This window comes from Pseudomonadota bacterium, from assembly GCA_018242545.1.
In the GTDB taxonomy this organism is placed as follows: Bacteria; Pseudomonadota; Alphaproteobacteria; order 16-39-46; family 16-39-46; genus 16-39-46.
In genome coordinates this window covers 1-25,266 of sequence record JAFEBT010000020.1, presented here as the reverse complement: position 1 = coordinate 25,266, position 25,266 = coordinate 1, and the positions used below count along the sequence as shown (strand labels likewise).

The following is a 25,266-nucleotide window of genomic DNA, read 5'->3' as shown; positions in this document are numbered from 1 at the left end:
AGGCGCTATTTATATGATTGCTTCTATCGTTTGGCTCAATTGATGACACGCCCTACTAAAGTAAAATAAATTTCATGTCCAAGCACAACTCCATATGCTGACTGCAAGGGCCTTAAAAGCATGTTAAATAAAGAACCGGTTTCCTTTGCTCCTCGTGATCCAAAGGATTCAATCCACGCCTGCGCTTGAAAACGGGTATGCTTGGTGATTGGAATATAAAGCTGTTTTAATGTTGGTCCATTTAAAGCATAATTTATTCCTCTTAATCCAACGACACATGCAAATAAAACGTGCAAAGATTCAAAGGTTAGAAAACCAAATAAAATAGCTCCTACAATACAAGGAATAAAAATAAGAACAGAGCGTATCCCGAAAAAATGGGCCACATTCGTTATTCCTAAGATGAGGCAAAAAAAGGTTACTATATTGATGCTTGACCCATAAAGACTTAGGTAATGACTTAACGCGACGCCTTCATAAATGCTTCCTGCTCTAAATTTAAAATTAAAATCCATGATTGTTAGAATCGTGCCATATATCAGGTTTATACTTAAAATATTCTAAAAAGATATTTATGCTTTTTTATTAAATGGAAACCTTCTAAAAAACCAGAATTTACCGTTCTTTCAGGATTTTCTTTTTTCTCTTCAAAAGAAGCAAGTAAGTGTTTGGGAATCGTTCTTAAGAAATGCCGAATTAAAGGAATAATTGTAAAAGTTAAGAGACCAAGAATTAGGATCGAAAGACTATCAGTTGTTAAAGAAAAACGATGGGGAAGGCCCCCAATGCTATAAGGTAAAATAATTCCTCCAATCTGCCCAAAAGCCACAATAAAAGGAAATCCTTTCTTTGCGGAAAGAGTTTTTGTTGTATCTGCTGCAAAAATCCAAAAAAGAGGAATTAGCAAAGATCCAAAACTTTCAACATAAACATACCACATGTATCCTAGAATTTTCGTTGCGATCCATAATGCAAAAGGAAGCGCTGCTATTTCTTCTGGAGGCGCTTGGGCAATTAACATTGCGAGACTAAAACACAATGTCAAACACCCATAATAAATAGGAAGGAGGATGAGCATTTTTTCGCGTGAAATATGCCCGAGGAATTTTGTATAAAAACTAACAAGCGGAATTAAAATGAGAATCGAAATCGTTTTTGCATAAGGAAGGTCAACTTTATCAACAAGCTCCATAAAAAGAGAATCTTTTAAGGGCCTTAATGTCCAATAAATTCCTATAATAATTGTAAAAATAAATCCCATCTTTAAAAACTTACGGAATTCATCGATTTCAAATTCTCCAAAACTGAAACGAACAAGTTTGATTAAAAGATGCAAGGCTTTTTCTTGAAGTTTCATGGATTTCTCAAAGCGGCAAAATGGTTTTTTAATTTTGTTTGTTGGTAAACTGATTTATTTACTTCTTTAAAAAAGTTTATCATGCTTAAAAGGGATGTCAATGTATACATGCCTCCTACAACAAGTTTGTAAAAATTATCTTGAAGAAGAGCCTCTTCTTATGTTAAGTAAGGAGCTCTGTCTCCTTCGTCTAGGGGCCTAGGACACTGCCCTCTCACGGCAGCAACACGGGTTCAAATCCCGTAGGAGACGCCAATTTCTTTTTTTAAATTTCCTTCTTTGCATAAGACTTCTTTTTTCAGTAAAAAGAATAAGACAACTTTTATTTACATTTGTTGCGACTCTTTCTTGTAATATATCGCAACAAACTTTGATTTTTCTTTCCTTTAATAGAAATGTAGTTATATAAAGGACAGATCAATTTCAAAGATTTTAGTCTCTTCTTAAGCATAAGGATTTTTCTATGTCGTTACGTTCCAACCCTTTTTTTGAGCAATTAAATCAGAAATTTCTTTCTCATCAAGCTAAAATTGCTGTCATTGGTCTTGGATATGTGGGTCTACCACTTGCTCTGACTTTCCACAAACAAGGCTTTCCTATTCTCGCTTTTGATCTTGATATATCAAAGATTACAGCCTTAAAAAAAGGACACTCTTATATAAAAAATATTTCCGAAACTTCAGTTCAAAGTCTTTCGAAAAGTCCGGATTTCGAAGCAAGCTCTGATCCAGAAATTCTTAAAAAAGCAGATGCTATTTTAATTTGCGTTCCAACACCTCTCACTAAAAATCGTGAACCAGATATGACGTATGTAGTCTCAACAACTGAAACAATTGCAAAGTATCTTCAAAAAGGTCAATTAATTGTTTTGGAGTCTACAACATATCCTGGAACGACCGATGAACTTATGTGTCCTCTTCTTGAAAAAACCGGCCTCGTGGTTGGAGAAAACTTCTTCCTAAGTTATTCACCAGAAAGGGAAGATCCTGGGAACCCCAATTTTGAAACAGCGAGTATTCCTAAAGTTGTCGGAGCAGACGACCCTCTCTCGCGCGATTTGAGCGTTACGCTTTATGAACAAATTGTTCCAAAAGTTATTCCTGTAAGTTCTACACGAACAGCTGAAGCTGTTAAACTTACAGAAAATATATTCAGATCTGCGAATATTGCCCTCGTCAATGAACTCAAGCTTATTTATGAAAAAATGGGCATTAATATTTGGGAAGTTATCGATGCAGCAAAAACAAAACCCTTTGGGTTCATGCCCTTTTACCCGGGTCCTGGACTTGGAGGCCATTGCATTCCCATTGATCCTTTTTATTTAACTTGGAAAGCACGGGAATATGGCGTTCCCACACGTTTTGTTGAACTTTCGGGAGAAATTAATACCTCAATGCCCTTTTATGTCGTCGAGCGGCTTCGAGATGAGCTCGATAGGAGATTTTCAAAAAGCCTAAATGGTTCACGCCTTCTCATTATGGGCATGGCTTATAAAAAAAATGTCGATGATATTCGAGAGAGTCCTTCTCTTGTCATCTATGATCTTTTAAAAAATAAAGGGGCTAATGTAGATTACCATGACCCCTATATTCCTATTGTCCCAACGACGCGAGAACATCCTTCTCTTTCAGGACTTAAGTCAACTCCTTTAACAAAAGAGACTCTTTCCACTTATGATGCCGTACTTATCTTAACAGATCATGAAAATGTAAATTATGAATTTTTAGCTGAACATTCAAAACTTCTTATTGATACCAGAAATGTATTCCATTTTTTGAAAGAATCCTCCCATGTCACAAAAGCTTAATTTTTCTCTTCCTCTTCCTTTTATTGACCTTGCATCTCAACAAAAACGTATTCGTCCTCAAGTTAGTGAGGCTTTTCAACGTATATTAGATCACGGCTCTTACATTATGGGTCCAGAAGTTTTTGAGCTTGAAAAAAAACTCTCGCAATTTTGCGATGCAAAACACACAATTTCTTGTGCCAATGGAACCGACGCTTTAGCTCTCGTACTCATGGCAAAAGACGTAAAGCCTGGAGATGCTATTTTTGTTCCTTCTTTTACCTTTGCTGCCACGACAGAAGTTGTTGCATGGATGGGTGCAACACCCGTCTTTATTGACGTTCTAAAAGAAACATTTAATATGGATCCCTCAAGTTTAAAGCAAGGAATTCTTAAAGCTAAAGAACTTGGACTGAAGCCAACTGCCATTATTCCTGTTGACTTATTTGGGGCTCCTGCAGATTATGATGCTCTTGAGTCAATCGCCGCTGAAAACAATCTTTGGATTCTTGCGGATGCGGCTCAAAGTTTTGGAGCGACTTATAAAAAACGTCCCGTAGGAACATTTGGAATTGCAACTTCAACAAGTTTCTTTCCTGCAAAGCCTTTGGGGTGTTATGGGGATGGAGGCGCTATTTTTACAGATAATGATGAACTTGCAGAAAAACTCATTTCTTTACGTATTCATGGTCAAGGTAAAGATAAATATGATAATATTTATATTGGAATGAATGGCCGACTTGATACACTTCAAGCCGCTGTACTTCTTGAAAAACTTAAGATTTTTCCAGAGGAGCTTCTTTCACGTCAAAACGCTGCTGTTTTTTATCATAAAGCCCTTTCTTCTTTAGTCACAACACCTTTTCTTCTTCCCGATACGACCTCTTCTTGGGCTCAGTATACACTTCGTTTAAATTCAACGATATCCCGCGACAAAGTTGTTCATGAACTTCAAAACCAAGGCATCCCAACAGCGATCTATTATGTAAAACCGCTTCATCAACAAAAAGCCTATCAGCATTATCCGACTGCTCTTGGTCATCACCTCCCAAATTCTGAATCTCTTTCTAAGGAAGTTTTAAGCCTACCAATGCATGGATATCTAACAGAAGACGTTCTTCACTTTATCACAAAAAACCTTATTCACCTTTTATCTTCTCCTTCAAAATGAACACTTCCTCTGCCACTCATTCAACATCAAAGCCCTCTCTTCTCTTGCTTATTTTAATGGCAGGGCTTCCTCAAATTGGAGAAACTATTTACTCGCCCGCACTCCCAAGTATCTCACAAACTCTTTTCGTAAGTCATGGGCTTGTGGAAACAACACTTACGATTTATCTCATTGGATTTGCTTTTGGAATTCTGTTTTGGGGACCTCTTTCTGATAAATGGGGACGTAAACCTATTATGATGTTGGGTTTCCTTTTTTATTGTTTAGGAAGCCTTGGATGTGCTTTTTCATCTTCGTTCTGGATGCTTTTTATTTTCCGGTTTATCCAGGCCTTTGGAGGAGCTGTAGGATCTGTTCTATCCCAAACAATTGCCCGCGATGCTTTTGATGGCAGAGCTCGTTCCCACGTTTTTGCAACAGTCGCTATTGCTCTTTCTTTTTCGCCCGTCCTTGGACCTATTCTTGGAGGTATTTTAACAGACTTTATAAACTGGCGCATGATTTTTCTAGGACTTTTCCTTACAGGTTTTATGCTTGAATTCTATATTTTTCAATCTTTGAAAGAAACAAAACCTCAAGAAACAAATCGTGCTTCACTTTTAAAGATAATTCCCAAAATGATAAAAGATCGATTGCTGATTTCATTTGGATTCATGGTGGGGGGTCTTCATGGCATTATCTTTATCTTCATTGCTGAAGGCCCCTTTTATCTTATTGATTTTTTGCACATTAGGCCCAGTCTTTATGGTATTCTCCTTTTTATTCCTGCTCTTTCTCTTGTTGGTGGATCTTATCTAACACGAAAACTTATTCCTATTTTTCCTGAAAAAAAGATTTTGTTGAGTGGTATTTTTATTTGTTTTTTATCGAGTGTTTTTCTTTTGAGTTTTTCTTTTTGTGGCTTTATTACCGAGGAAAATAAGATCGGAGCAATTATGTGCATCCTTGTTCCTTTAAGCGGCATTCTTTTAGGCAATGGTCTTTCTGTGCCAATCTGCCTAAGCCACGCCTTAAAACATTACTCTTATGCAGCTGGAACTGCTGGAGCCTTGTATGGGTGTTTTTATTATAGTATCATTGCAGGACTTACCTACATAATGTCGGTTACACATAATGACACAATATATCCAATGCCCTGTTTATTTATGGCCATTTTTATCGTTCTTCTTATCCTTATGAGAACCGTTATTTACCCTGTCTTTACGCAAGAAGGCACTGTCAAATAGGATTCCTTTCATGCCCTTTGAAACCTCTTTCAAAAAACCAGCTTTTATTGTGGATGAGAAGCCGTTAGCACAAGAATATTATACTTATTTTTTAAAAAATTATATCCCCTCTCCCCTTGAAAACGCTGATGTTCTTATTGTTTTAGGAGGAGATGGCTTTATGCTTCATACTCTTCATACCCTTCTTGCACAACAACGTGATCTTCCTGTCTATGGCATTAATTGTGGCACTGTTGGTTTTTTAATGAACACATTTCAGCTGAAGCAACCTCAAGATCTCCTAAACAAACTTCGGCTCTCTCAACCTATTTGTTTGCATCCTCTTATCATGTCTGCCCATACTGAAAAGGGAACAATTGACGTTGCATATGCAATTAATGAAGTCTCTCTTTTAAGACAAACTTCTCAAAGTGCCAAAATTCGTCTTTTTGTTGATGATATTCTGCGGCTAGATACACTTATTGGAGATGGTGTTCTCTTATCTACACCTGCAGGAAGTACGGCTTATAACTTCTCAGCAGGAGGACCTATTCTTCCTCTTGAAGCTAATCTATTAGCTTTAACTCCAATTAATATTTTTAGGCCACGTCGATGGCATGGTGCCCTTCTTCCTAAAAGCGCGCGTGTTCGGTTCGATGTCATCGATCCTCTCAAGAGACCTGTCAAATGTACTGCAGATTTCCATGAAATTGAATCTCTTCATTCCGTTTCCATCGAAGAAGAAACTTCTAAAACACTCACTCTCCTCTTTGATCCCGATCATACCCTTGAGAGACGGATTATTGAAGAACAATTTATGGCCTAAATAACCATCCATGACCCTTCCTGTTCTCACAATTCATAATGGATGCCTTGCTTATGGCTTAGCTCCCCTCTTTCAAGATCTTGATATCAATATCCTCGAAAATGATCATATTTGTCTTATTGGAAGCAATGGTACTGGCAAATCAACTCTTCTAAAAGTTTTGGCTGGACAGGTTGAATTAGATCAAGGAACTTTTTATAAAAAACCCCACCTAAAAATTCATTATTTGCCCCAAGATTTAGATCTTCCTTTTCAAAAAACTGCTCTTGAGGCTGTTATGGAGGGAAAATGTCCCGCTCATGAGGCTGAAATACTCCTTGACGCCCTTGAAATGAAAACAACGACGACACTCGAAAATCTTTCGGGCGGAGAAAAACGTCGTATTTTACTCGCACGTACCCTCGTAGGCGACCCCGATGTTCTTCTTTTAGATGAGCCAACAAACCATCTTGATATTAAAGCCATCCAATGGCTTGAAACATACCTTAACCATTTTAAAAAAGCCGTCGTTATCATTAGCCATGATCGACGGTTTCTCGAGGAAACATCCCGCTCTATTGTTTGGCTCGATCGAGGGCAAACGAGACGCACGCATAAAGGATATGCTTATTTTGATCAATGGATGGAAGAGATAGAACAAGCAGATGCGAGAGCCCTTGAAAAAATCCAATCTAAGCTCCGGCTTGAAGAACACTGGAAACAACGTGGCGTCACGGCACGCCGAAAACGTAACCAAGGACGCTTAGAAAAGCTTACTCAGATGCGTGCTCAACGAAAACTCTTAATTTCAAACCAACCCAAATCAATCGAGATAATAGGAAGCACCGCAACTTTTGGGAATCAACTTGTTTCAGAATTAACAGAAGTTACAAAAAACTATGAAGGACGTTTGACTTTAGGACCTCTTTCGACACGCATTTTCAAGGGAGATCGCATAGGTATCATCGGTCCCAATGGATGTGGTAAAACAACCCTTCTTAATCTTATCCTTGGACGCTTAAAACCAGATATGGGAAAAGCACGCATCGGGAAATCAATTATCCCGGCTTTCTTTGAACAAGAGAGAAACTCCATGGATCCCCAAGAAACACCTTGGCAATATCTCTGTCCTCAAGGAGGAGATACCATAAATGTTCAAGGCACAGATATGCATGTAATGGGATATTTAAAAAAATTTCTCTTTGATGACAAACAAGCCCGGGGACGCATTGGTATTTTATCTGGGGGAGAAAAAAATCGCTTACAACTGGCCAAAGTTCTTGCTCAGCCTTCAAATGTCCTCGTTCTTGACGAGCCTACAAATGATCTTGATATGGACACCTTAGATCTTCTCATCGATATGCTCACTTCTTATAAAGGAACGCTTATTTTAATCAGCCATGACCGAGATTTTATTGATCAGTTGGTAACTGTGGTTTTTGCAATTCAACCCAATGGAACAATTATTGAAAATATTGGAGGATATACAGATTATGAGAATATCTCTCTAAATCCTCAAGAAAAACGCATTGAAAAGAAAGAAAAAAAAGAAGAACGGCGAGAGGTATCTAAACCAAAAAATCCCGCTCTTAAAAAGCTCAGCTATTCTGCTCAACGGGATTTAGAAATCATTCCCAAACAACTCGAGGACGTTGAACGTCGTATTAAAGAAATTGAAAATGCTCTTCTTGATCCAGATTTATATACGAAGAATCCTATAGGTTTTGATACACTTATTAAAGAACTTCAAGACTTAAAAGAAAAGAAAGACTCTTTAGAAAATATATGGCTCACGTTGTCTTTAGATTAAAAAAGCTATTCGGGAGTACCTTGAAAAAAAGACGTAAGTTTGAGACTCCAGGATTTAACGTTCTCATTAAACCAAGAAGTATGGAGAAAATAACTGAAAAGCTTAATGAGTTATGGAAAACATAAAAAAGTAAAAATATTTTTCTAAAACCTTAAACCTTTTTTTTATCATTATGTCATACCGTTTTTCAAAGAGACTTATTATTTTTTGCATATACCAATTTAAAAACATTCTAAGACGAGAAAAATTTTAAAAATATTAGAGACCTATTATATCTCGCAGGAAGGCGCCTGGCGAATAAACCTGTGTACACCCATAAACTTCTTTCGGAAAATGCTTTAAATTTCCAGTTATAAAAAAATCGGCGTGAGCTGATTCTGCTAAAGCAAGATACTTTTCATCAGACTTATCTTTTAAATTAAAAGATGAATTTCCTTGGGTAAAAAATTTTCCAGCTATACATATATCCATAATTATTTGTTCAAGATCCTTCCAACATACTTTAAATTTTTTACGTTGTGCCACCTCAATATATTCAAAACAATATCCTCACTTAAAGCCCAGATAGAACGGATCGACAAGATCCTTTTGTTAAACCAGCAGAAATAAGAACATTACAGTCCAAAATTGTTTTTTTCATGAATGGCGTTGTATCTCAATTTCTTGAATAACACTTTCCATAATAGCTTCCTCTGAGAGATTCGAAAACTCATCAGATTCAGGAGTACGATCAATCCTTTGAAAAAGTGTCTTCAAATTTTCTATCACCTTTTTCTTCTCAAGATCCTTCAAAAATACAGTTGCTTTCAAAATCAAGTGATCTCCCTCTTCTGCTATCTCAATAGGATCCCCTGCATCTAAATGATGAGAAGAGATGAATTTAGGAAGTAAAGCTACTTAATTCCCACGGCTAATTTTTCGTATGACCAGCTTCATTTGCATTTAATGTTTCATTGCTCTCGATAATTGATCGTACTCAATTTGTAAAAAAAATAAACCGATTTTTCAATTTTCCTATTTTACTTATTTTTCACGCTAGAGTGCATCCGTCTCTTTTCAGCTCTCTTTATTCAGACATCAAGAAAGATCAGCCTTGATGAGGCCTAAAATATGCGATCTTTTCATGAGAATCTTTCTATAAAGTTCTTTTTGAGAAGGACTTAAAAAACTTATTTGAATCCAATCTTTCCAGGTTTCTAGAACATCTTTAAATTTTTTCTCAGTTATTTCCAATATTTTTTCAGAAAAAAAAAATCTCTCAGTTCCTAAATATCCCCAAAAATCTCTCCCTTCCAACTTATTTTTTTTACTTCTTATGGGAAGCGCTATTTCTTCCTTAATCTCTTTAAAAATAAGTGTGGTATTAAGAAGATCATAGGCTGGAGAAAGCTCCACAATCCCTTTTCTTCGAATAAGAGAGAAATTTTTAAGATGCATGTCTTCATTTCCAACAAGGTAAGAAAACAAAAGTCTTTCAAAGAGTTTAAGATTTTCAATTTGAGGAAATGTGCAATATTTCTCAACAATCTTTATAAGTTCTTCACAACTGCTTTTATACTTTGAACTTCTCTCATTTCCGGATAATTGAGAAAAGTCTTCTACCGCAACTTTTTTGTTTTTTGCCATTCGGTCAAAACGTTTAATGAAGTAGGTAAGATGCCCATCTCGATTATAAATCATTCCATGAAGTGGGACCTCAATGCCCACAAGTTTAGCCAAACGCATTGTCAAATCTTCGTTTTCAGGAACTTCTTCCCATAAATCATGAGGAGGTTTAAGAATATAAGTTCCTCCTTTTTCAACAAACTCAAAAACTTCTTTTTTTACATTCAAGGCAGCACTCAATTTGAGCTGAACACCCTGAATCGATATTTTTGAAGCACGAGCAATCGCTTCATGTCTTTGCTCGATAACGGAATAAGGTAAAGGCAAAAGTTTTTTAAGCTGAGGAGAAAGAAGTCTTAATCCCCTTAAAGAATATGGTTTTGGGTCATTGTCAGTTAAAACCGCATAGGTAATAGGACATCTTTTCATCGGTCTTTCTCTATTGTTACAGAGCCCACGAGATCCTGACCGACAGCCAGTATCTGACCAAAATAATCTTTTTCATCCAGCTTACAATTTCTCAATAATCCTTCTAAAAGCAACCCCTCTGGCAAAAGACCTTCAAAAAAAGAAGGAAAATGATCAAAAACATAAGGCTCTTCTCGAATAGGAAGCGTTAATGAAATTGGCTCTCCTCTATAAGAGGAAAGGTATTCAATTCGATAGGCATTCCTCTCCTTTTCTAAAAAGGCAGCTAAAATTCCATGCACATAAATTCGCGCGCTATTCATCTTTGAATTCCTCTAGAAGAGGGCTTGAAAGTTCAAGTGTTATGTTCAAAATATTCATGACTTTCAAAAGTGTATCCAACTGTACTTTTAGAACACTTTCTTCTAGCCGTTGAATGGCTGTTCGACTCACCCCAGCCATGTCTGCAAGCATCTGCTGGCTAATGTGCGCTTTCTTTCGGTGTCCTTTAAGGATCTGCGCTAGATTTTTTTGATTTAGATTCAAGAATGCCTCATATATAAATCAATTTTACTGTTTTTTGTAAGTTTATATGAAATTTTAAGAGAAAACAAGAAAAATTGATTGATATATAAATCAATTCAGCATAAGCAGTTATCGTTTTAACGCATAAAATATCCAAAATTTCCATAAATTTTTATTATAATAAACTTGACAATAATAGATGGAGTATATTGAATGTTCTTCGGTCTTTAATTCAAGGTACCACTTTGCATAAAGAGATAAAAAGAATGACGAAAATTGTATTTATCCCCGGAAATGGCGGCTCTGACACTCAAAATAAAACTCAAGACAATTGGTTTCCAAGCCTCAAATCAAAGCTTGAAGCTCATGGGCTTGAAGTTATCTCTGCAAAATTTCCTGATCCAGATCTTGCTCGGGAGACGTTTTGGATTCCCTTTTTAAGTGATGATTTAAAAGTTGATAAAAATACGATTCTTGTTGGACACTCATCAGGAGCGGTTGCAGCCATGAGATTCGCTGAAAAACATGAAATTATGGGATCTGTGCTCGTGGGAGCATGTTATACAGACCTCGGAGATGAAAAGGAAAAATTATCCGGTTACTTTGATAGGCCTTGGAATTGGGATGCCATTAAGAAAAATCAACAATGGACAATTTTATTTGCCTCCCAAGACGATCCTTGGATTCCCATAAAAGAAGCACGTTATATTCATGATAAACTCAATTGCGAGTATCACGAATATAAGGATCAAGGCCACTTTGGAGGAAATTACGATAAAAAATCCTTTCCTGAACTTTCACAAGCTATTCTCAGGAATCTTGAAATGGATGAGAAATAACCTTGCTCTTTGACCTATAAAAACCTTCTAAACATATTATGATAAAATTCTTGCTCATTTCTCTTTTTCCTAAAAGCCCTGTTTTTCTTTTACAAAAAACGATCATCTTAATAATTGTGTTTTCAATGACGAAAGCTTAATTTTAAAAGTACTATTTTAATAAAAAATGGGTCGTTCCTCTATGAATCTTTAGGATATATGTTATATTTTAAAAATAATTTATGATTCTTTTAAAGAGGCTTCTTTATGCGCATTCTAGGGCTTGACCCCGGCCTCCATCGAACAGGATGGGGCATTCTCGATGAAAAACACGGACATCTTTCTCATATTGCTCATGGGACCCTTACAACATCTCCTCAAGACCCCCTTCCGACAAGACTTCTCAACATTTTTGAAGGGCTTAAAGAAATTCTTAAAACGTTTTCTCCAGATGAAGCCTCGGTTGAAGAAATATTTGTCAATAAAAACCCCCTTTCCAGCCTTAAGTTAGGTCTTGCGCGTGGAATTGTCCTTATGACTCCCGCTCATGCAGGTATTCCTGTTCAAGAGTACCCTTCAACAACGGTTAAAAAAGCACTTGTTGGCCACGGTCATGCGCAAAAGGAACAAATTGGACACATGGTTCGTTTTTTCTTACCTAAAATTCAAGAGCTTTCAAAGGATGCTGGGGATGCTTTAGCACTTGCAATTTGTCATGCTCATATGGGCCCTCAGAAAAAACTTGAACACCGTTTAAAAAGAGAGATGATATGATTGGCAAATTAACAGGAAGTATTAATTTGATAACCGATGATTCCTGCATTCTGGATGTTCAGGGTGTCGGTTATCTCGTTTATACGCCCCTTTCGACACTTGAAAAAATAAGGGATCTTCCAACATTAAGCTTTTTCATAGAAACCGTTGTAAAAGAAGACAGCATTACCCTTTATGGGTTTATTACGCCCCTTGAGCAAACATGGTTCCGTCTCTTAAGAACAGTTCAAGGCGTCGGAGCACGCGTCGCCTTAACACTTTTGTCCAGCTTTTCACCTCCAGTCCTTTATGATATTATCCTCGAAGAAGATAAAAATGTCCTTATAAAAGCCGATGGCATTGGTTCAAAATTAGCTTTAAGGATCATTACGGAGCTTAAAGATCGGCTTTTTAAATCTCCTCATCTTAAAGGAGAAGGAGACGCCATCACTCCTCATTCATACCCAATAGGAGAAGCGACTGAGCGTCTTACGATTCTTGAAAAAGATGCTCTCTCAGCTCTTGAAAATTTAGGATATCGAAAACCCTCCATTCTAAAAAGTCTTCAAACGATGCGCACCTCCTCTTCTCCTCCTGAAACATTAAGTGATATGATTCGTCTTTGTTTAAAAGACCTTTCTCAAACATAAATTATTTTGAAAGTACGTTATGATAACACCTTCTTCACGTCTTGTAACACCTCACCAGCACCCAGAGGAATCTTCTGTTGATATGGCTTTACGTCCTCTTTCTTTTGGAGAATTCATTGGGCAACATCAAGCCCGTAAAAACTTAGAAATTTTTATTGAAGCTGCCCGTGCTAGACAAGAAGCCCTGGATCATGTTCTTCTTTTTGGCCCTCCTGGGCTTGGAAAAACAACACTTGCACAAATCATTGCCCATGAAATGGGTGTTAATTTTAAAGCAACCTCCGGCCCCGTTATTGCACGCGCTGGAGATCTTGCAGCTCTCCTTACAAATCTTGAAGCAGGAGATGTTCTTTTTATCGATGAAATTCATCGGCTCTCTCCCCAAATTGAAGAAATTCTCTATCCTGCTATGGAGGATTTCGTTTTAGATCTCATGATTGGAGAGGGACCTGCAGCCCGTTCTGTAAGGCTTGACCTTCCAAAATTTACTTTAATAGGCGCAACAACTCGATCTGGACTTATTACAAGACCTTTACGGGAGCGGTTTGGAATCCCAACACGTTTAGAGTTTTATGCGCCCCATGAGCTCACTCAAATTATCCTCAGACAAGCACGTCTTTTAAATCTTCATTTAACAGACACCGGCGCTTTAGAAATTGCAAAACGCTGCAGAGGAACCCCTCGTATTGCAGGCCGCCTCTTACGTCGGGTTCGAGATATTGCAACTGTGCTCAAGCAAAACACGATTGATCAAGCGCTTGCACATGAGGCTCTTCTCAAACTTGAAGTTGATAAATTTGGTCTTGATGCCATGGATCGACTCTATATGAAACGCATTATTGATTTTTATCAAGGCGGACCTGTTGGAATTGAAACGCTTGCTTCAGCCCTTTCGGAACAACGCGATGTCATTGAGGACGTTGTTGAACCTTATTTAATTCAAGAAGGATTTCTTCAAAGGACCCCCCGTGGACGCGTCTTAACACGTCAAGCTTATGAGCATCTTGACGTTCCATCCCTTATTCCTGCAGAAGATTTGTGTTTTGATATTTTGGAAGAAGAATAAGATCTCTAAGACATAAAAGAAAAATAGATTTTTTTAGACTTTTAAAATGCATCCTTATAAATTTTTAATATGTTTGCTGCTCATTCCAAAATAAGGGCCAATCTGACGTATGCTCAAAATTTTTTACAAAAATAAACTTAAGATTATGAGTCTCTTTTTGAAAATGGTTTTGATAAGATTGATAGACATCCACCGGAATTTCTAAGTCATTTTCTCCTATATAATGAATTTGTTCAATTTTGCTTAGCGCTTCAAAATCTTCAATGTCCAAAGATCCTGTTAAAGGCGTATAGCCCTGAAAGCGTGTCCATACTTTATGATCTAAATTTCCTGCAAACGTCGTGATTTTTGTTATATCAGGCTCTTTTTCTCCAAGAAGCAAAGCCAAAAAAGCACCTCCTGAATATCCATAAAGGTGAAAGACTGCATGCGGATATCGCGTTTTTAAAAGATCAAGAACCTCTCTGTAAGCATTTAGAATTTTTTGACTAAACCGTTCAAATGTCCAGTCTTGGTAAGAACAACTTCGCTTTAATCCATAATGACAGGGGCGTGTCAAAAATATAAGAGTTGCATTTGAGGTATCTTCACAAGCAACCCGGAATCCCATGGGGTCGTCAGGGGTTGGATCTTCAGCCATTTCGTATTTATTAAACCATGCAAATCCATCCCCCTCCAGATAAATATGAATTAAATGAGGGTCTCCCAGTTTTATAAACATCATAAGGTCATAAAAGTGAGTTTGAATTTTTTCAGATTCAAATCCACATTTTTTTCCAAGAGTTTGGACTTCTTCAAGATGCGCTTTCGGAGAACATCCTTCTAAAAAAAAGCAAAAAAATAAGGTAAGATACATTATGTATCTTACCTTATTTAGGTTCATAGAGAAGTCTCTAGAATTAGAAGTTGTATTTAATGTTACCAAGAACACCAATGTTTTGAAGATTCTTATTAACAACGTAAGATCCTTCCAAACCACCGGAGAAATTCTGAGTTCCAAAGAGTTTAAGACCAAGACCACCACCATATGTGCTCTTTCCAACTGTCTTATTTGGATCTGTGTAGTTAACATTTGCACTTGCAACAAACGGACCAGTAGCCACTTTTGACCTAGTTGCAGAGAGATCATAGTTATAGACTCCAAACAAATAAGGCTCAACCCAAGCTGCCATCCGTTGGCCAACTTGCAATCTTGTTTGAAGTTGAGTAAGATTTGTGTTTTGTGAGGAATAACTACCAGCTTGTGGTCCACCTTTTTCAGAGAAAGATTTCTGATTATCAGCAGCATAGGTAAATCCAAGAGTTCCAAGAAGATTTGTTTTATTCATGGAGTGTCTAAGATTACCAAATAATCCTGCAAAATAACGGTTAGCTGTTGGATCGCTCTTAAGTTTCGGACCGTTGAAGTTTGTGGTGAGCGTTACTTCATCTGGAGAAATACGATCACGATGCTTTTGAACGTAGTTATATCCAGCCATTGCATCAATGCTAAACTTGTTTGTCACTTTGAAGGAAGCATAAGGAACGATACCATAAGCATAGTCACTTATATTACCATGGTTGTACTTTGTCTTACCATTCAAGTAGCTAAATGTTAATGCAAGACCACCGATAACCTTATCACTCAATTTACGATCCGTACCAATCGCCGCTGTGAACAAATCCGCATCCCATTTAAGTTCACTTTTAGTCATTGCAATGTCATTGTATCCAACCTCAGCCCAAACATTACGAATTTTGCTGTCTGGTCCAGAATTTCCACCTGTTAAAGAGACAGATTCAGCGGAAGCTTGAGATTGGGTTCCCATAACGTTATCAATACGACGGGAAATCATACTCATTTGTGCCCCGGTTGCAACGCGTGTAACTTGAGTTTCAGTAATAACTGTGCTGTCTTGGTTTAAGGCAGAATCACCGTCAAGGTAGGTACCTGCTTGAACGTAAACATAACGAGCTGCTGTAGCTACCTGTTGTGCACCAACTTGGACCCAGCTTCCAACTGAATACTGCCGAGCAGTTCCGCGTCCGAGCGCTCCGTTATAAACGGTACGACCATCACTAATTCCATAAACACCGGCATACTGGACACCAGATCGGTTTAATAATCCAGCTTGCACTTGATCAGCTCCTAAACCACAGACAATTCCTCCAACAGATGCTGTTAAAAGAAGCGCTTTCATTATCTTTTTTTGAAACATTATAAAACCTCTCTAAAATGAACCAAATTAAACTCTTAAACTTTTAAGAGCCTTTATACGCATAATACTTTCATCTTTAAAAAGGAAGCTCCTCCTTAAAGAAAATTACCCTAAAAGACTTAACAATTTTTTTTTAATTCAGCAAGACCTTAGACCTAATAAAAACAGAAAAATTTTTTATAGGAGACTATTTTGTCACACATTATCTATGATTTTTCGAGAACCCACAAAGGATGTTCACACTCATAATTTTTTCTTTCTCATCTTTAGGAATTGGCATAAATCGTTCAATTCCAAAATAAATCCCTTCTTGCAAATTACAGATGCCTTCTTGAAAAGTTCGATCTCGACCCACGAGCACACCTCCTTTATACCAGAGAGCAACAGGATGTGAAGGATCTTTTTTCAAAATTCTCTCACTTAGATCTAAAACTTCTTTTTCCTGACCTCTTTCCATTAACACACTGAGATGAGGAATAAGAATATCTGCCCGGAAAGGCACAAATTTTATAAGACTTTGAGCAGCAGATTTCCAATTTTGAAAAGGTTCTAAAGAATGAAAAAAATAAGTCTTTGTTTCAGGAGAAATCGCCATTTCTCCGTAAATATTATTTGCAACAGTATGCGCATTTGCATTCCCACCTCTTGAAAAATTTTTGATAAGATCTTGTGCAATAGAAAGACTTGCCCTAACCGCTGGCCCATAATCCTCTTTTGGTGACTGACGCACAGCACGCACAAATTCATACGTAACAGAACGAGCATATCCCACCTGCCGAGACCCACCTATAAGGGCTTCAAAAGCAGTGAAAGGAGAATTTAAATAATTTTGCATGCTTAAGAACAAACTTCTCTCTGGCCTGAGAGCAAGCTTTTCATGCATTTGATAATCAAGAACTCCATAGAACAAAGCCCAGCTCATCATCAAAAAAGAGAGGACTTTAATACTCAGCGCAGCATATTTCTTTTTTTTGTCGCCTAAAATTAACTTTTTACCAATTTTAAAAGGAAAAAAAGAACGCCTTAATAAAAAAGCACTTCCTAAAACGGTAAAAGGAATTGTATTTGGAAGCTGAAACCATAAAAGTTCTAAAACAAGAATCATAACAAGATAAAAAAGCCCTCCCATAAAAGTGTCCTGACGAATGGACTGAAAGAGAGCAATATTGATCCCAAAAAGGGCCATGACACCTAAAAGTCCTAAAGCATTAAAAATTTCAGCCAAGCTGTTATGGCTATGCATCAAATCACGTGAAATAAATTCCCAGCTTGGATCAAAAGAACCTGTTTTATAGAGAGCTACTTTTTCAATAAGAAACAAATTAGAGGTGACCGCATCGCCATACCCTCCCCAGCCTCTACCGATCAGGAGATCTTTTATACTCGATAGATCAATCGGCATATTGGTAAAATTCACATAAACGGCTCGAATAAGATTCGTACGACTTTCAAGTGTTGAATAAAAAGGAATAGAAAAAATTTCCTGAAGTTCGTCATAAAAAACAATACCCGTTGTAATTCCAATCATGAGTCCTATCGGGATTAAAGCAAGGAAAATTTTCTGCCATGATTTGAATCCCAATTTGGCAAGAATAAAAAACGTTGCGCATACACCAATAGAAATAAAAGCAGCTCCTTTTAGAGTTGAATTTTGGATAAATCCAAAAAGAGTTCCCATCAATAGGATAAATAGAGCATCCCAAAGAAAAGGATGATGAAATTTTGAGCGCAAAGCTAAATAAATCCCGCACGTCCCCATCATAATAAAAATAAGGTAATCGTCAAAATAAAGAGGGGCCCATTCCCACCCTCTTAAAACTTCTATAAAAGAATTTGGGGCTCCAATAATTGTTAAAATTGCTAAAATAACAAGTGTTCCAACAGCAACCTTCAGAATAAGTTTATTATACCGTTTCATATAATAAACAACAACCGCTACAAATGACGTAAAACCAATTGTTAAGAACGTTAAAATGCCTTCAGGAACTTGATTTGCGCCCACCCAATTCCGCAAAGGCAACGGATGAAAAATACTGAGTCCTAATGTCAAACCTGAGAGAAGAAAAGGCCCCCACACAATTGGCATTTTAAAAATTCGGAGTGAAAGATAAGGATTTTTCTGAAGAATATAACAACTCCAAAGTCCAGCGCATCCTCCTAAGAACCAAATACATGGGATGATCATTCCAAGCTGAGGATAAAATCCAAAACGCGTTGGAGGAAGCCCTAAAAGTGGCGTTATTAAGAAAGCAACAAGAATTGCTGCTCCAAGGCGTTCTTTTTGGAACATTTGTGTCAATACCTTAAAAATCTTCACGAAACCCTCGTAATTATTTGTTTATTTCTCTAAAGATGTTTTTTAAAGAATTAATCCAACCTATAATAATTAACTTTTAAAAAAAAGCCCAAAACAAACAAGTATCACAAATATTTTAGCTCCTGAAAAATTTTTAAGGTTTTAAAAATTTTGACATATTTTTCCAAAAAGGCTTCTTTTTTAAAAGAACGTCCTTGAGGAAATTCTCAATCCTTTGTAAAACAAATAAAATAGTCTCTTAGAAAGGTAGTTTCATGTCCGATGCGTCTCACTATCCCCAGCTCCACATTTTGAATCATCCCCTTATTCAACACAAATTAAACCTTATGCGCATGAAAGAAACGGATAGTATCTTGTTTCGTCGTTTATTAAATGAAATTGCTCTTTTGATGGGGTACGAAGTCACACGCGATCTTCCCCTGGCTCCCCAGATGATCGAAACTCCTATTACCCATATGAAAGCTTTCTTCGTCGCAGAAAGTAAAATTGCGATTGTTCCTATTTTAAGAGCTGGGCTCGGGATGGTTGAAGGACTTCTTGACCTCATGCCACGCGCCCTTGTTGGACATATTGGGCTTTATCGAGATCCCATCACAAAAATGCCAGTAGAATATCTTGTAAAACTTCCCGACCCAGAACAAAGACTTTTTATTCTTGTTGACCCTCTTCTCGCAACTGGAAATTCTGCCGTACATGCCGTAAATGTTCTTTTAAAACGAGGTATTGAGAAGTCTAAAATAAGATTTGTATCTCTCGTTGCTGCCCCTGAAGGCGTTGCTGTTTTCAACCGTCATTTTCCAGACATTACGCTTTATACCGCCGCTCTAGACCAAGGACTCACTGAAAAAGCCTATATTACACCTGGGCTCGGAGATGCAGGAGATCGAATTTTTGGGACAAAATAACAAACTTTATCAAGAGATGCTTTTAAAAAGACTTTTTTGTGTCTTTTTCCTAAGTTCTTTCTTTTATTTTTTTTTCTTAAAAGCACACGCTCAAGAAGAAGCCACACAAACACACTTGCCTTCTTTACTTCATCCAGAAACTCTTTTAAAAAATCCTCTTAAACATCCAGCCCTTACTTCTGGAATAAATTATACCGTGTCCTTTAAAGGAATTTCTGATCCAGAGCTTCTAGCTCTTTTTCAGGAGGTCTCGGAGCTTATTGCCCTTGAAAATAGACCGCCAACTTCACTGGAGGGACTAAGACGTCGAATTTTTGAAGATATTCCTCATTTTAAGAAAGTACTCGAATCAGAAGGGTATTATGATGGGGATGTTTTCCCGTTCCTTGAAGGAGGCCTGTATGTTACTCTCTCGGGATCTTTTCAAGTCATCCTTGAGGTTGTTCTTGGCACAAGATATACCCTCAGCTCTTTTAAGTTTAAATGTCCTTACATTCCCTCCTCTCTTAAGCCCCTCTTTGATGATATTAAGAATTTGGGAATTAAACTCGATTACCCTGCGCGTACCCAAGAGATTTCTGAAGCTGTAACTGTCCTTATTAGCAAACTCGCCACCCGCGGATATCCTTTTGCAAAAGTCGCCGAGCAATCTATTATTATTCACGAACAAACGCATACAATGGATGTAACAACTTCAATAGATATAGGACCTTTGGCAAGATTCGGAACAGTCTCTATTGAAGGGCTTAAATTACTCGAAGCATCTTATATTCAAGATGAAGTTCTTTGGACACAGGGAGAGGTTTTTGATGCCCAAAAAATAGATCTCTTAAGAACAAATCTTTTACAATCTAATTTATTTACATCTGTTGATGTTATTCCTGCAAAAGAACTTAATGCCTCAGGAGAACTTCCGGTTTTGATACGGGTCATTGAAAATAAGCGATATTATATTGGAGCAGGTCTCCACTATGCTTCAAGTGAAGGAGCATCTTTAAAAGCTTTTTGGGGAAATCGTAATGTCTTGGGAGACGGAGATAATTTGGATATCTCAGGACAAACAGGTAGAATTAAGTCTATTATTGAGCCAACTTACACACTTCCTCATTTTCTAAGGGCCGATCAAACCCTTGTTGCATCTATGATGGGAGGATCTGAACGACCAGAAGCTTATCATAAACGTGGGTTAAGCGGACTTCTTCAGCTGAAACGAAAAATAAATGAATCTTGGCAAGCGTCTTTAGGAGGTGAATATTCAACAAGCCGCATTAAAAAAGAAGGACAAGGACATGATTATCATCTTCCAAGCCTTCCTTTTAATATTAATTATTCAAGTATTAACAGCCTTTTAAATCCAACGAGTGGTATAAAAGCTGATTGGTCCTTGATTCCGTTTCCAAAGATTTTAGGAGGAACATCTAATTTTGCACGTATTTTTCTGCGTCAACTCTTGCACCAACCCTTAGATTCCGAAGACTCTGCCATTTTTTCTACGTATCTCAACTTGGGATTTATGCCTAATGGAACAAGAAATTCCGTTCCTCCTGATAAATTATTTTATGCTGGAGGAGGTGGATCTGTACGCGGATATGGATATCAATTAGCAGGTCCTTTAGATCAAGATAAAAATCCTCTAGGGGGAACATCAGCCTTTGAATCTGGCATTGAACTTTTAACTAAAATAACAGCAGATCTTGGTGTTGTTTCTTTTCTAGATGTTGGCACTGTTTATAACAAACCAGCGCCTACATTTTCAAATCCACTTTTTTGGGGAGTTGGAGGAGGCATAAGATACTACACCCCTATCGGGCCCATTCGATTTGATATTGCTTTTCCTCTTCGTCGAAGATCTGGTGTAGATTCTCCATTTCAAATATATGCAGGGATTGGACAATCTTTTTAAAAAGAACAAGAGCTTCTTGTTTTCTTCACCAAAATACCTCATTTTAAAGAAATGAAACTCATACCCGAAAGGTCAACCCCCTTGAACAAACGACTTTTTCATGGATTTATAGTTACTTTTTTAATCCTTTTAAGTCTTTTTGGAGTCTTAAGTGGAGGACTTTTTGTGCTTTTTGAAACAAAAAAAGGACAAACATTTCTTCTCTCCGCTGGAGAAGCTTATCTCAAAAAACAAAATATTGATGTTTCAATTCAAGGTCTTCAAGGAGATTTTCCCAAAAATTTCACGCTTAAATCAATAACAGTAACTTTTGATGACCCCTCTTCTACAAATATAACCATTCATAATCTTGAAATTAATTTTAAATGGCACGACCTTTTAAAAGCAATGGTAACCTTTAACCTTCTAAAAGCTGACTCTATTACGTATACATCCCTTCCTCAAACACCCTCTTCTTCATTTTCAACAAAAGACCTTTTCACTTATCTTAAAACGATTTCTCTTCCAATTCTTCCTCTTTCTTTAAAATTGGATCACCTGGAGATCAGGGACTTTTCCTTTTTAAAAGAAGGTGAAAAGAGACGCTTCAACATTATTGGGCACCTTTTTCTTCCTCACCTTACCAAACACACAGAAAGCACTCTTTTTTTAAAAATTAATGGCCTTAATATTCCTTCCTCCTTTTTAATAGATATCCATTACGACGATGTTTTACACGACTTAAAAGGTACATTTGAGATTGGAGAAGACAAAGAGGGTATTTTAAAATCTGACAGACCTTTTTTTATGAAGGGTAATTTTCAAAAGAAAGACTTAGATCAAGAACTCTTTGGATCTTTTTCCATTGAAAGCCCTTCCTTTCTCTCATTAGAAAGTCAGTATTTCTTAACTTATAATCAAATTCCAAACTTAATACTTAATGGTCATGCAACATGTCCTTCCTTTTTTAAAGAAGACTCATTCTCTCTTTCCCCCTATTTTGAATTTAATTTTAATATAAAAATTGAAGATGAAGGTGTTCTGCTCTCTTCTGGAAAACTTACAAATGAAGACCTTACGCTTTCTGGAGAAGGATATTTTCCATTTGACGAAACTCCTTTAAACTTTAAAGGAACCTTAAGCACTGCATCTTTTTCTATACTTAAAGATCAAAATCCACACACCCTAGAAATATTTGAAAAAATATTTCCTAAAGAGTTTTTTTTAACCCTCACAGGAACATTTAGAAACGCCCTTGAAATCACATGCTTTTCCCAAAAAGACTCTCAACATGCTTTCCTTAATGTAAAAGGTCTTCTAAACCCAGAAACGAAAACAGCCAAAGGCGCCTTCGAAATAGATCTTCCTTTAGACCAAACTTTCTTAAAGGCTTCTTCAAATTTTCTATGGGAAAAGGAAAGTTTTTATCTTGATAATTTTAAAGGAGATGGACCTTCTCTTAACTTTCATGGAAATTTAGCTTGGGAAAATACTTATATTCCTCTCGGACATCTTGATTTCTCTTTGATAGATCTTTCACTCTTACATGAAAATCTTCCAAAAGGTCATTTAAAGGGCGCTTTAATTTCTCAAAAAGGAAAAGGGCTTTCTCTCAAACTTGAAGGAGAAAATCTTTTCTATGAAAATATGACATTAGATCAGCTCTCTTTGAAAGCCACATCAGAAAATCTTTTTGGAAAAAATACAAAAATTTCTTTAAAACTTAATCGATTAAAAAAAGAAACTGAACTTCTTTTTAAACAAATAGAGTTAAGCCTTAATGGGCGGTTTCATGAAAAAGAATTTCCTTTAAAAGGAACCTTAACCCTTAATAATCCCGAAGCAAATTCTAAAATTAAACTGGATCTCAATTTTTTTCAAAAAGAGAGTATATCTTTCTTAACCATAACAACCCTAAAAGGCCACTTTGGATCCCAAAAAATTTCTTTAACCCATCCTTTGAACTTTACGTTTTCAAAGTCTGGATTCAAAATTTCAGACACAACGCTTAATATTGATAAATCTTCTTTCTCATTTTTCGTAGAAAAAAAAGAAAATTTTCTTCAAGGTCATGCGTCTTTAAAAAAATTTCCGCTTTCTTACCTTTCCTCATTTAATTCATTTTTGGCTCTTCCTCTTTCTTTAGACGGAGAAGCATCTCTTAAAGGCGATATTTTTCATCCTTCTTTAATATTAAATGCAACCTTAAAACCCATAAAACAAGTTTCTCTTTTTGAGGAGCCTATTGAAGACTTTGAAGGACTTTTATCCGCGTCATGGAATGGCAGAAATTTGACTTTTAAATTAGATTGCCAAGATACGAAAGCTATGAATAATCTTCATATAAAAGGCGACATTCCCCTTTTTCTTGAAAATGGAAATCATCTCTTTATAAGCCCTCATTCTCCCCTTAAATGTAGTCTCTTAGGACAAGGACATCTTGAAACGCTTTCACCTTTCCTTCTTCCTTTTCTTGTTTCCGAAGGCGATTCAATAACGGGAGATATTTCTCTTGAAATTCTTTTAGAGGGAACATTTCATAAGAAAAAGCTTTCAGGTTTTGTTTCTTTGCAAAATGGACAATACGAAAATTTTAATCTTGGAACCTCTCTTCAAGATATTGCCTTAAAAATTCAAGGTACTGGTGATCGCTTTCAAATTCTTCAAGCTCAAGCTCATGATAAGCAAGAAGGAACACTTGAACTCAAAGGATCATGCCCTCAAGTTTTTTCAGAATCAGGCCTTGATTCATATCAGTTAGAAGCCATCATGGATGATTTTCATCTTGTTTCCTTGGATCTTGTCACAGCTGTTGCAACAGGAAAGTTAAATTTTAGTAAACATAAGATAACCAATCTTCCAACCCTTACTGGGAACTTGACTTTATCACCGATCACGGTTCACATTCCCAAAAAACTTCCAAGCTCTATTACTGTTCTTCCCTTCAAACGAGAAGGAAACAGACAAAAAGAGCAAGAAGAAGCTCTTAAACAATCCTCTTTATTTCTTCTCCATGCTAAAAAAGAACTTCTTCATAACATGAGCATTCTTCAGCTTACCCCTCCTCAAAATATGCAGGATCTTTCTGCTTCACAAGCTCCTAATATTACGTTGGATGTAAATCTAATTATTCCATCTCAGTTTTCTGTAGAAGGTTGGGGACTTACATCACTTTGGACAGGGAATATTAATGTTGGAGGAACGTTAATTAATCCTCAATTGAATGGGAAGCTTTCTCTTGATCAAGGTAATTACATCCTTTTTGGAAAAACTTTTTCTCTTACACAAGGAGCACTTTTTTTTGCAGATGATACAACTTTTGATCCGAATGTTAATGTTACGGCCCAAATCACAACAGGAGGTATCGTCGCGCAAGTCATCATTAATGGACGCCTCATGACACCCCATTTTACTTTAAAATCTCAACCCGATCTTCCGCCAGGTGAAATTGCTTCCCGCATTCTCTTTGGAAAAGGAATTGGATCTCTCACCCCCATGCAATCTCTTCAAATCGCATCTGCTTTAGGAGATTTGGCTGGAACAAAAGGCCCCCTTAGTTTTGTTGATGAAATCCGAAATTCTATAGGACTTGGAGGACTTTCATTTACCGCCGGTGAAAATGGAAATGCAGGACTTAATCTTGGGCAATTCCTTTCTGACAACGTTTCTTTAAGTGTCTCACCTGATCTAACAACCAACAGTGCTCAAGCTTCTATTGAAATTAAAGTCCTTCCCAATGTAAGCATCCAAAGTGATATCAACACCCAAACTGCAGGTGGCGCAGGCATTCAATGGCAATGGGAATATGATTAAGAACTCGCAGCATTTTGGCTGCAAAACCTACTCTATGTAAGGAATAGTTATTGCCGTTTATGCATGACTTATAGGTGGCAATAACTTTCATGTAAAGAAGTTATTGCCGCTTATAATTAACATTATAGATATTAATATTAACCCGAACTATGGATAAGAAGGAAAAGTCATAAAGGAATGTAAGGAAGGTTT

22 protein-coding genes and 1 tRNA gene are annotated in these 25,266 nt (G+C 36.9%); 13 read left to right on the top strand and 10 right to left on the bottom strand.

Annotated features, from left to right (window positions below; translation table 11 throughout):
- Nucleotides 1–35: 35 nt before the first annotated feature.
- On the bottom strand, nucleotides 36–515 hold the full coding sequence (locus JSS34_04050; GenBank protein ID MBS0185502.1) for a hypothetical protein: 480 nt from the start codon (nucleotides 513–515) through the stop codon (nucleotides 36–38).
- A 35-nt stretch (nucleotides 516–550) separates the two neighbouring features.
- Entirely contained in the window at nucleotides 551–1,357 is an 807-nt protein-coding gene (locus JSS34_04045; protein ID MBS0185501.1) for a hypothetical protein, read from the bottom strand.
- 179 nt (nucleotides 1,358–1,536) lie between these two features.
- Between JSS34_04045 and JSS34_04040 the strand changes: the two genes are divergently transcribed.
- From JSS34_04040 to JSS34_04015, 6 genes are all read left to right on the top strand, one after another.
- Nucleotides 1,537–1,612, top strand: a tRNA-Glu gene (locus tag JSS34_04040).
- A 208-nt stretch (nucleotides 1,613–1,820) separates the two neighbouring features.
- The gene (locus JSS34_04035) at nucleotides 1,821–3,164 is read left to right on the top strand and encodes a nucleotide sugar dehydrogenase (GenBank protein MBS0185500.1); all 1,344 of its coding nucleotides are present in this window, start codon (nucleotides 1,821–1,823) and stop codon (nucleotides 3,162–3,164) included.
- Nucleotides 3,148–4,314 (top strand): DegT/DnrJ/EryC1/StrS family aminotransferase, encoded by a 1,167-nt coding sequence (locus JSS34_04030; GenBank protein ID MBS0185499.1) that lies wholly within the window; start codon nucleotides 3,148–3,150, stop codon nucleotides 4,312–4,314. The genes JSS34_04035 and JSS34_04030 overlap by 17 nt, the downstream gene beginning before the upstream one ends.
- Nucleotides 4,311–5,540, top strand: coding sequence for a multidrug effflux MFS transporter (locus JSS34_04025; protein MBS0185498.1), 1,230 nt, complete (start codon nucleotides 4,311–4,313; stop codon nucleotides 5,538–5,540). The genes JSS34_04030 and JSS34_04025 overlap by 4 nt, the downstream gene beginning before the upstream one ends.
- A gap of 10 nt (nucleotides 5,541–5,550) precedes the next feature.
- Entirely contained in the window at nucleotides 5,551–6,345 is a 795-nt protein-coding gene (locus tag JSS34_04020; protein ID MBS0185497.1) for an NAD kinase, read from the top strand.
- Nucleotides 6,346–6,355: 10 nt separating this feature from the next.
- Nucleotides 6,356–8,134, top strand: a complete 1,779-nt coding sequence (locus JSS34_04015; GenBank protein ID MBS0185496.1) for an ABC-F family ATP-binding cassette domain-containing protein — start codon at nucleotides 6,356–6,358, stop codon at nucleotides 8,132–8,134.
- A 258-nt stretch (nucleotides 8,135–8,392) separates the two neighbouring features.
- Here JSS34_04015 and JSS34_04010 read toward each other — a convergent pair whose 3' ends face one another.
- The 5 genes from JSS34_04010 to JSS34_03990 all read right to left on the bottom strand — a co-directional run bounded on the left by JSS34_04010 (nucleotide 8,393) and on the right by JSS34_03990 (nucleotide 10,708).
- Nucleotides 8,393–8,605: a hypothetical protein gene (locus tag JSS34_04010; GenBank protein ID MBS0185495.1), complete on the bottom strand. Its 213-nt coding sequence runs from the start codon at nucleotides 8,603–8,605 to the stop codon at nucleotides 8,393–8,395.
- A 165-nt stretch (nucleotides 8,606–8,770) separates the two neighbouring features.
- Nucleotides 8,771–8,944, bottom strand: coding sequence for a hypothetical protein (locus tag JSS34_04005; GenBank protein ID MBS0185494.1), 174 nt, complete (start codon nucleotides 8,942–8,944; stop codon nucleotides 8,771–8,773).
- A 267-nt stretch (nucleotides 8,945–9,211) separates the two neighbouring features.
- Complete coding sequence (locus tag JSS34_04000; GenBank protein MBS0185493.1) at nucleotides 9,212–10,168, bottom strand: HipA domain-containing protein; 957 nt, start codon at nucleotides 10,166–10,168, stop codon at nucleotides 9,212–9,214.
- Nucleotides 10,165–10,470 carry a HipA N-terminal domain-containing protein gene (locus JSS34_03995; protein MBS0185492.1) on the bottom strand — a complete coding sequence of 102 codons (306 nt, stop codon included), beginning with the start codon at nucleotides 10,468–10,470 and terminating at the stop codon, nucleotides 10,165–10,167. Before JSS34_03995 ends, JSS34_04000 begins: the two co-directional genes overlap by 4 nt.
- Nucleotides 10,463–10,708 (bottom strand): helix-turn-helix transcriptional regulator, encoded by a 246-nt coding sequence (locus tag JSS34_03990; GenBank protein MBS0185491.1) that lies wholly within the window; start codon nucleotides 10,706–10,708, stop codon nucleotides 10,463–10,465. The genes JSS34_03995 and JSS34_03990 overlap by 8 nt, the downstream gene beginning before the upstream one ends.
- Before the next feature lie 230 nt (nucleotides 10,709–10,938).
- Here JSS34_03990 and JSS34_03985 point away from each other — a divergent pair, with 230 nt between their 5' ends.
- From JSS34_03985 to ruvB, 4 genes are all read left to right on the top strand, one after another.
- A complete protein-coding gene (locus JSS34_03985) occupies nucleotides 10,939–11,511 on the top strand; it encodes an alpha/beta hydrolase (protein ID MBS0185490.1) in 573 nt (190 codons plus the stop codon).
- 246 nt (nucleotides 11,512–11,757) lie between these two features.
- Complete coding sequence (ruvC, locus tag JSS34_03980; protein ID MBS0185489.1) at nucleotides 11,758–12,264, top strand: crossover junction endodeoxyribonuclease RuvC; 507 nt, start codon at nucleotides 11,758–11,760, stop codon at nucleotides 12,262–12,264.
- Entirely contained in the window at nucleotides 12,261–12,893 is a 633-nt protein-coding gene (gene ruvA, locus JSS34_03975; protein ID MBS0185488.1) for a Holliday junction branch migration protein RuvA, read from the top strand. Before ruvC ends, ruvA begins: the two co-directional genes overlap by 4 nt.
- Before the next feature lie 19 nt (nucleotides 12,894–12,912).
- The gene (ruvB, locus tag JSS34_03970; GenBank protein ID MBS0185487.1) at nucleotides 12,913–13,959 is read left to right on the top strand and encodes a Holliday junction branch migration DNA helicase RuvB; all 1,047 of its coding nucleotides are present in this window, start codon (nucleotides 12,913–12,915) and stop codon (nucleotides 13,957–13,959) included.
- A 64-nt stretch (nucleotides 13,960–14,023) separates the two neighbouring features.
- Here ruvB and JSS34_03965 read toward each other — a convergent pair whose 3' ends face one another.
- From JSS34_03965 to JSS34_03955, 3 genes are all read right to left on the bottom strand, one after another.
- Entirely contained in the window at nucleotides 14,024–14,815 is a 792-nt protein-coding gene (locus tag JSS34_03965; GenBank protein ID MBS0185486.1) for a hypothetical protein, read from the bottom strand.
- A gap of 43 nt (nucleotides 14,816–14,858) precedes the next feature.
- Nucleotides 14,859–16,157: an autotransporter outer membrane beta-barrel domain-containing protein gene (locus JSS34_03960; GenBank protein ID MBS0185485.1), complete on the bottom strand. Its 1,299-nt coding sequence runs from the start codon at nucleotides 16,155–16,157 to the stop codon at nucleotides 14,859–14,861.
- Between the two features lie 202 nt (nucleotides 16,158–16,359).
- A complete protein-coding gene (locus JSS34_03955; GenBank protein ID MBS0185484.1) occupies nucleotides 16,360–18,447 on the bottom strand; it encodes a hypothetical protein in 2,088 nt (695 codons plus the stop codon).
- Between the two features lie 281 nt (nucleotides 18,448–18,728).
- On the opposite strand from JSS34_03955, the gene upp reads away from it, so the two are divergent.
- From upp to JSS34_03940, 3 genes are read left to right on the top strand one after another with little or no spacing between them, the layout of a single operon-like run.
- On the top strand, nucleotides 18,729–19,379 hold the full coding sequence (upp, locus tag JSS34_03950; protein ID MBS0185483.1) for a uracil phosphoribosyltransferase: 651 nt from the start codon (nucleotides 18,729–18,731) through the stop codon (nucleotides 19,377–19,379).
- On the top strand, nucleotides 19,366–21,282 hold the full coding sequence (locus tag JSS34_03945; GenBank protein ID MBS0185482.1) for a BamA/TamA family outer membrane protein: 1,917 nt from the start codon (nucleotides 19,366–19,368) through the stop codon (nucleotides 21,280–21,282). Before upp ends, JSS34_03945 begins: the two co-directional genes overlap by 14 nt.
- Before the next feature lie 51 nt (nucleotides 21,283–21,333).
- Entirely contained in the window at nucleotides 21,334–25,074 is a 3,741-nt protein-coding gene (locus JSS34_03940) for a translocation/assembly module TamB domain-containing protein (GenBank protein ID MBS0185481.1), read from the top strand.
- Nucleotides 25,075–25,266 lie beyond the last annotated feature (192 nt).

Bases quoted from the DNA above. Each gene is read 5' to 3' on its own strand.
- JSS34_04050 (MBS0185502.1), bottom strand. From the start codon at position 515: ATGGATTTTAATTTTAAATTTAGAGCAGGAAGCATTTATGAAGGCGTC.
- JSS34_04045 (MBS0185501.1), bottom strand. From the start codon at position 1,357: ATGAAACTTCAAGAAAAAGCCTTGCATCTTTTAATCAAACTTGTTCGT.
- JSS34_04035 (MBS0185500.1), top strand. From the start codon at position 1,821: ATGTCGTTACGTTCCAACCCTTTTTTTGAGCAATTAAATCAGAAATTT.
- JSS34_04030 (MBS0185499.1), top strand. From the start codon at position 3,148: ATGTCACAAAAGCTTAATTTTTCTCTTCCTCTTCCTTTTATTGACCTT.
- JSS34_04025 (MBS0185498.1), top strand. From the start codon at position 4,311: ATGAACACTTCCTCTGCCACTCATTCAACATCAAAGCCCTCTCTTCTC.
- JSS34_04020 (MBS0185497.1), top strand. From the start codon at position 5,551: ATGCCCTTTGAAACCTCTTTCAAAAAACCAGCTTTTATTGTGGATGAG.
- JSS34_04015 (MBS0185496.1), top strand. From the start codon at position 6,356: ATGACCCTTCCTGTTCTCACAATTCATAATGGATGCCTTGCTTATGGC.
- JSS34_04010 (MBS0185495.1), bottom strand. From the start codon at position 8,605: ATGGATATATGTATAGCTGGAAAATTTTTTACCCAAGGAAATTCATCT.
- JSS34_04000 (MBS0185493.1), bottom strand. From the start codon at position 10,168: ATGAAAAGATGTCCTATTACCTATGCGGTTTTAACTGACAATGACCCA.
- JSS34_03995 (MBS0185492.1), bottom strand. From the start codon at position 10,470: ATGAATAGCGCGCGAATTTATGTGCATGGAATTTTAGCTGCCTTTTTA.
- JSS34_03985 (MBS0185490.1), top strand. From the start codon at position 10,939: ATGACGAAAATTGTATTTATCCCCGGAAATGGCGGCTCTGACACTCAA.
- ruvC (MBS0185489.1), top strand. From the start codon at position 11,758: ATGCGCATTCTAGGGCTTGACCCCGGCCTCCATCGAACAGGATGGGGC.
- ruvA (MBS0185488.1), top strand. From the start codon at position 12,261: ATGATTGGCAAATTAACAGGAAGTATTAATTTGATAACCGATGATTCC.
- ruvB (MBS0185487.1), top strand. From the start codon at position 12,913: ATGATAACACCTTCTTCACGTCTTGTAACACCTCACCAGCACCCAGAG.
- JSS34_03965 (MBS0185486.1), bottom strand. From the start codon at position 14,815: ATGTATCTTACCTTATTTTTTTGCTTTTTTTTAGAAGGATGTTCTCCG.
- JSS34_03960 (MBS0185485.1), bottom strand. From the start codon at position 16,157: ATGTTTCAAAAAAAGATAATGAAAGCGCTTCTTTTAACAGCATCTGTT.
- JSS34_03955 (MBS0185484.1), bottom strand. From the start codon at position 18,447: ATGTTCCAAAAAGAACGCCTTGGAGCAGCAATTCTTGTTGCTTTCTTA.
- upp (MBS0185483.1), top strand. From the start codon at position 18,729: ATGTCCGATGCGTCTCACTATCCCCAGCTCCACATTTTGAATCATCCC.
- JSS34_03940 (MBS0185481.1), top strand. From the start codon at position 21,334: ATGAAACTCATACCCGAAAGGTCAACCCCCTTGAACAAACGACTTTTT.